We start from the raw sequence: 5,637 nt of genomic DNA on the forward strand, positions 1-5,637 counted from the left end.
CGTAATGCTTGTCAGTTAAGATTTTGAATGTGGCCGTAACGGATAGCGTTGCGGCCTCTTTTTTACCGCTCTCGGATAGTGTCTCTCTCGTCTGTCCGGCAGCACGAAGCTGGAGGCCATATCCAGTATCTCTTCCATTATTCGGGGTAATTTCCCCGGTGCTACTCCGGGTAATAGGCTCAACTGACTTCTCAGATACAGCGCGGATTGCTTAAAACTCATCTGATACGGTTCGATACCTTTCAGACTGTACGCCATCTGCGCCATCATGAACCGCAATAGATTGTAGGCCAGTACCACTCCCCACAGCTCTTGACGTATCAGTGCCGGTTTTTTACTCCTCAGCGTCAGTTCATTGTTCAACAGATGCTGCTTCATCTCCCTGAACCCATGTTCTATTTCCCAGCGATGACTGTACAACTCCACGATATCCGCTTTCGGGTATCTGAGCGGGTCGCACATTGACGTCAGTATTTGCACTGTTTTACCTTTGACTTCCTTACTGATTAGCCTTGCCGTTAACGTATCCGGTGCACCTGACCATTTCTTTTTCGATTGGGGGGACAGCCGTAGCTCTACCAGAGCCTGTCCGCTCCCTATTTTTCGAACAACCTGATATTGCGCACCTTTACGCAACGGGAGCATCCAGTGTCTTTCGGTTCCTGTCGACTGCCAGTAGTGCAGCAGGCCCAAAGCATAAAAGCCTTTATCAAAAAAGGTCAGTGAATGGTCGGGAGTTTTTTCTACAAGCTGTGCCGCAAGGTCAGCTTCACCGCTTTCAGATACACTGGTAAAGGCAACGGCTGATAGCAAATGGCTGGTCACTTCCATCTGGCAGACCATACGCACCTGCGGCCACTCGGAACATTGAGTCACATTAGCTGTACGTCCGAAAGCAGCGTCATTTTCGGGGGTATCTGGCGTTCGCCATATCGTGCCGTCCACGGCCATTAATGTCAGTCCATTCCAGTGTGACAGGGGTGTTTTTTCGAACCATAACTGCTGTGTTTTTTCGAACATCAGGCGCATCGCATCTTCTCCGAGTCGTTGGCGAGCCTGAACGACAGCGCTGGGGGCGACAAAAGGCCTTTTCCCCGGCAGAAGAATATCTAAATGTGAGACGAGCTGAGTCATCGAGTGGGAACGAAACAGCGCCATACCGGTCACAGCCCAGACCATCATTTCCATAGAGAGACGACGTTTGCGTAGGGTGACGACGCCAGTATCAGCAAGGCATTCATCAATAAGTTCAGGTGAAAGCAGTTCAGAAAGCGCAGAGAACTCCTGCGGAGTAAATTTATGGACGATATCAAGAGCCTGACTGAGAAGCATAAAAAAATCCGGAAACGATGAGCATTTCCGGATTCTTACACATCCACTGGATCGGTCAACCGATCCTTAACTGATCGGCATTACGCTATTGCGTCCTTTTTTACCGCTATCTATCATCGATAGGGATTACAATTTATCTGAATGATGTAGTAACACGAATTTATCCCACAGCTGTTCATTACTCTCTTGATGTGCAGGATCGTGAATGATGGTGTTATCTATCGGGCATACTTTCATACAGGTCGGCTGTTCATAGTGTCCGATACATTCAGTGCAAAGGTCCGGATCAATTTCATAGATATCTACACCCATCGAAATCGCCTGATTCGGGCACTCTGGTTCGCACATATCGCAATTAATGCAGCTCTTTTTTATTAATAATGCCATTTCAATAACTTACCTAAAATTCTTATATATCAGAAAATTAACAGCTTGCTCTATTCGGCATCTTTACGTGCTTACCGTGTTTTTATGCAGTGCTTTTAGTATTGAAAAACTCAAATCAATAATGCAAACAGCAACACATATATTTTTAAGCACCTCAAAAATATATGTGTGTGCCTCAATTTAAAGCTTAATAAACACAGAGGAGTAGCGTGGCGCGCACTGTAACACAAAACCTAAAAAAGCCCAATATTGATGTTTTTTTAACCGCGTTAGATAACTAGAAATTATGCAGATTTCAGTATACTGGATAATTTTTGCGGAGAACAAAAAAACAAGACATCAGTTACTGGCACTACTTGGATATACGTCGTAGAAGAAAGAGTCATCTAATTAGGTAAGATGGATGGTTCGATCTTAAAGAATTGGGCGGATTTGATACCGTTTCATGATTTGTCGCAAGTATACCTCCAGCGCCACTAGCAACTTTTTTGACTACGGAATGAAAACTGTTAGCGCGTTTGATTATGGGATTAAAACAGTTGCATTATCTGGAATGTGTGTGCAAATTTTAATCGGTAACACAAATCAATACAGGGTAGCTAAAGGTGGCCTTCTTAGTAACGGCGTACAAGGTTTGTGGTTAGGTTATACGCAAAAGAGTGCTGCAACAGGATTAGTCGCCAGCACTCATATATATACTGCTAGTATTGGTTCACATAACTACAGGGTAGAAATTGGCACGCATGGTAATACGGTATCAGGCTCAATTGAGACTCTATTTAGTATGATGAATGAGTATATAAAATTAATGGGGTAGTATCGTTCGGCATAAATATTAACGTTTCTTCTTAATGAAAATATATTTAAGATAGTATTTTAAAAATTTTATCTGTAGCGATTTCTTTAATGAATACTCTTTTTGAAATGGGGTCATTACATCTTTTATTCTTCTTATATTTATTTCGGATATTTCATATTCTGGGTTTTTAATTAATAAGCTTTTTATTAGGTTATAAGAGCTGTATATGGCGAGTGCTAAAACCGACCTTCTATCAGCGCAATCCAAATCTAATTTTCTAATGCATTCCATAGCATAAATAATATCTTCAATATCGGAACTTCTAGACGTACTTGTTAAACTTCTTAGACTTTTTCTGTACCAAATTAATGATTCTTTTATGCTGCGTACACGCGTCGCAGCCGCGTATAGATATGGCAATGTAGCCATATCTTCATATATTCTGCCTTTGGGGAATGTAACATGATTCCGCTTAAATAGTTCCGTTTTGTATACCCTAGCCCAAGTAAACCAATTAGACAGTGAAAATACTCGACTTAATTGGCTAAAATGTGTAATTGTGCATTCGTTTTCAAAAGCGCAAATTTTAAGATGCTTGCTATTATTTTTGTTATTTTCAAAAAAAATAGTAGCATCATATTCTATGATGTCATAATTATTATATAACTCAGGAGTTATGCTTTCCCAAAACTTCACATCTAATATATCATCACCATCAATAAATAGTATGTATTCGCCCTTAACATAGCTTATAGCTTTATTTCTTACTTCTGAAATTCCCGCATGTTCTACGATAGTAAATACAATGTTTTTATTTTCAGTATTGCGTATAGTATTTTGTATAATCTCATGGCTATTGTCAGTTGAGCCATCATCAACAATTAACAGTTCTGTGGAGTCATTTAGATGTGGCAGTATTGAATCAAGGCACTCTTGTATGTATTCATTATTATTATAGCTTGAGACAACAACACTGAGCTTTATCATGTGCGGGTACGGCCCTTCGCAATAAAGTGGAGCCCTATAGATGGGGCTTATGATCATGTGCGCTATGTTAACGTCATTTTGACATGTAAGCATCAACAGTTTTTTGGGTTCTTGAGCGTATTACTTAAAAAACATAGAGTGAATTGTGTTGGTTGCAGTTCAGAATACACGAAAATAACTACATGTTTTTAAATAATATAATAGCCATGTTCGCACATATCGCAATTGATACATTTGTGTGTAATCAGTAAGGCCATGGCTTATCTCTCTTGATTTGGCGGGCGATTATACGCTGGCTTGAGCGTGATACCAACGGTTAGTTGTTTGTCGAATGACGATAAACAAGATAAAAAAAGTTATACTCGCCCAATCAACGGTCGGGTGGTTTAATCAATATAAGATAGCTGCCATATTCTACTTTAGGAGTCAGTTTGCCAACTAACAAACAGCATCAGCGCACTGTGTTTTTTGATTTGGACGGTACATTACATCAGCAAGATCTATTTGGTCGCTTTTTACGCCATCTGGTTAAGAGTTTACCGCTGAACCTTCTATTAGTTATTCCGCTTTTGCCATTGATTGGTATAGGTTTATTGATCGGCGGGCGCTCTTGTCGCTGGCCGGTGAGCTTATTGCTCTGGGCAATGACTGCCGGTCAGAATGAAGCACGATTAAAATGGCTGGAAGCACAGTTTGTTGAAGATTTTAAACAGCAGGTTGTTCCTTTCCCACTGGTTCAGCAACGATTAGCTGAATATATTGATGATGAGAATACCCAAGTATGGCTACTTACCGGATCTCCTCAACGGTTGGTTGAGCAAGTTTATGCTGATTCATTTTTTCTCAATAAAGTAAATCTTATTGGCAGTCAGGTGACCAGAGCCTACGGCGGCTGGATAATTACTATGCGCTGCTTATCAAAGGAAAAGGTTAATCAGTTAGAGCTCCGCTTGGGCAAGCCTTTAGTTTTGTATAGTGGATACAGTGACAGCATTCAGGATGACCCGGTTCTTTCACGTTGCCAGTATGCATGGCGGGTTGATGCTGATGGGAATCTCAGCCCGTTGACGTTTTCATAATCAACAAAAGGCATCTTAGGGTGCCTTTCTCTATTTGAATTTGCCGGTCTGAATATCTCCTCGATTTGCTTCTACTCACCGAAAATCTGTCGCTATTTTTTTACCGGCATGTGGAGAGGATTTATTCTTATAATTAGTTAAAAATGGAGTGCATTCCTTTTATAGGACTGTTGTGCGCTCTCCGGTACAATGCTCCGTTGACAGATGATAGTGAATAATGACGAGTAACAGGGTTAGATAATTTAATGATGCAAACGTCTTATACAGATGAAGACTGGATGCGCTACGCGCTTGAATTGGCCAAGCGGGCAGATGATGAAGGCGAAATCCCGGTCGGTGCCGTTTTGGTGCTAGATAATCAAGTTATTGGTGAAGGTTGGAACCGACCTATTGGCCGACATGACCCAACGGCCCATGCCGAAATTATGGCGCTTCAACAGGGCGGGCTGGTTCTGCAAAATTATCGATTACTGAATACAACCTTATATGTCACCCTTGAGCCCTGCGTGATGTGTGCCGGGGCTATGGTGCATAGCCGTATTCAACGTTTGGTATATGGTGCAAAGGATCTTAAAACAGGGGCTGCCGGCTCTTTACTGAATGTGCTCGGACATCCGGGAATGAATCATCAGGTTGAAGTCGTGGCAGATGTACTGGCAGAAACGTGCTCAGCTTACTTAAGTGATTTCTTTAAGCGGCGGCGTGAACAAATTAAGGCGCAAAAGAAGCTAAGACAGGGGCTACTTTGAACCGACAAAATAACCCCGGCCTAATTTACTGTCTCTTGATCAGATCTCCTGATCAAGAGACTTCGCCAGCCTGTAGCCTTCAACTATATCCTGAAGTTTGAACCNCCCCTCCCATATCACTATCCAGCCAGCCCGTCCCGTGCGTTTGCTATCATGCCAGTGACCCATTTTAGCCAACGACAGATACGCCCATTTCAGGTTCGGTGCCTTTTTCGGCAACTCTTTTCCTTCCTGTTTGACCCACAGTAACTTCCATTCGATTGGACTCAACACCTGCTCACACGACTCGTTTTGTTTTTCTTCC

The 5,637-nt window shown here is 42.1% G+C and carries 7 protein-coding genes; 3 read left to right on the plus strand and 4 right to left on the minus strand.

The genetic code is table 11. The features are described from left to right. Nucleotides 1–15 precede the first annotated feature (15 nt). Together YWE_RS0120445 and YWE_RS0120450 are read right to left on the minus strand one after the other, a co-directional pair. Complete coding sequence (locus YWE_RS0120445; protein ID WP_029095916.1) at nucleotides 16–1,332, minus strand: IS4 family transposase; 1,317 nt, start codon at nucleotides 1,330–1,332, stop codon at nucleotides 16–18. Nucleotides 1,333–1,458: 126 nt separating this feature from the next. After that, nucleotides 1,459–1,719, minus strand: coding sequence for a YfhL family 4Fe-4S dicluster ferredoxin (locus tag YWE_RS0120450; RefSeq protein ID WP_029096152.1), 261 nt, complete (start codon nucleotides 1,717–1,719; stop codon nucleotides 1,459–1,461). A gap of 499 nt (nucleotides 1,720–2,218) precedes the next feature. Between YWE_RS0120450 and YWE_RS0120455 the strand changes: the two genes are divergently transcribed. Beyond that, entirely contained in the window at nucleotides 2,219–2,536 is a 318-nt protein-coding gene (locus YWE_RS0120455; protein ID WP_127526489.1) for a hypothetical protein, read from the plus strand. An 18-nt stretch (nucleotides 2,537–2,554) separates the two neighbouring features. Here the strand turns inward: YWE_RS0120455 and YWE_RS0120460 are convergent, their stop codons facing one another. Beyond that, nucleotides 2,555–3,505, minus strand: a complete 951-nt coding sequence (locus YWE_RS0120460; RefSeq protein WP_036016694.1) for a glycosyltransferase family 2 protein — start codon at nucleotides 3,503–3,505, stop codon at nucleotides 2,555–2,557. Nucleotides 3,506–3,936: 431 nt separating this feature from the next. Here YWE_RS0120460 and yfhb point away from each other — a divergent pair, with 431 nt between their 5' ends. Next, entirely contained in the window at nucleotides 3,937–4,584 is a 648-nt protein-coding gene (gene yfhb / locus YWE_RS0120465; protein WP_029096155.1) for a phosphatidylglycerophosphatase C, read from the plus strand. 245 nt (nucleotides 4,585–4,829) lie between these two features. Then, the gene (tadA, locus tag YWE_RS0120470; RefSeq protein ID WP_029096156.1) at nucleotides 4,830–5,333 is read left to right on the plus strand and encodes a tRNA adenosine(34) deaminase TadA; all 504 of its coding nucleotides are present in this window, start codon (nucleotides 4,830–4,832) and stop codon (nucleotides 5,331–5,333) included. Between the two features lie 39 nt (nucleotides 5,334–5,372). Here tadA and YWE_RS0120475 read toward each other — a convergent pair. After that, the coding region (locus tag YWE_RS0120475) for an IS4 family transposase (protein ID WP_029096157.1) at nucleotides 5,373–5,637 on the minus strand (265 nt) is incomplete at its 5' end.

It is taken from the genome of Budvicia aquatica DSM 5075 = ATCC 35567 (genome assembly GCF_000427805.1).
Lineage (GTDB): Bacteria > Pseudomonadota > Gammaproteobacteria > Enterobacterales > Enterobacteriaceae > Budvicia > Budvicia aquatica.

Bases quoted from the DNA above. Each gene is read 5' to 3' on its own strand.
- YWE_RS0120450 (WP_029096152.1), bottom strand. From the start codon at position 1,719: ATGGCATTATTAATAAAAAAGAGCTGCATTAATTGCGATATGTGCGAA.
- YWE_RS0120455 (WP_127526489.1), top strand. From the start codon at position 2,219: ATGAAAACTGTTAGCGCGTTTGATTATGGGATTAAAACAGTTGCATTA.
- tadA (WP_029096156.1), top strand. From the start codon at position 4,830: ATGATGCAAACGTCTTATACAGATGAAGACTGGATGCGCTACGCGCTT.
- YWE_RS0120460 (WP_036016694.1), bottom strand. From the start codon at position 3,505: ATGATAAAGCTCAGTGTTGTTGTCTCAAGCTATAATAATAATGAATAC.
- YWE_RS0120445 (WP_029095916.1), bottom strand. From the start codon at position 1,332: ATGCTTCTCAGTCAGGCTCTTGATATCGTCCATAAATTTACTCCGCAG.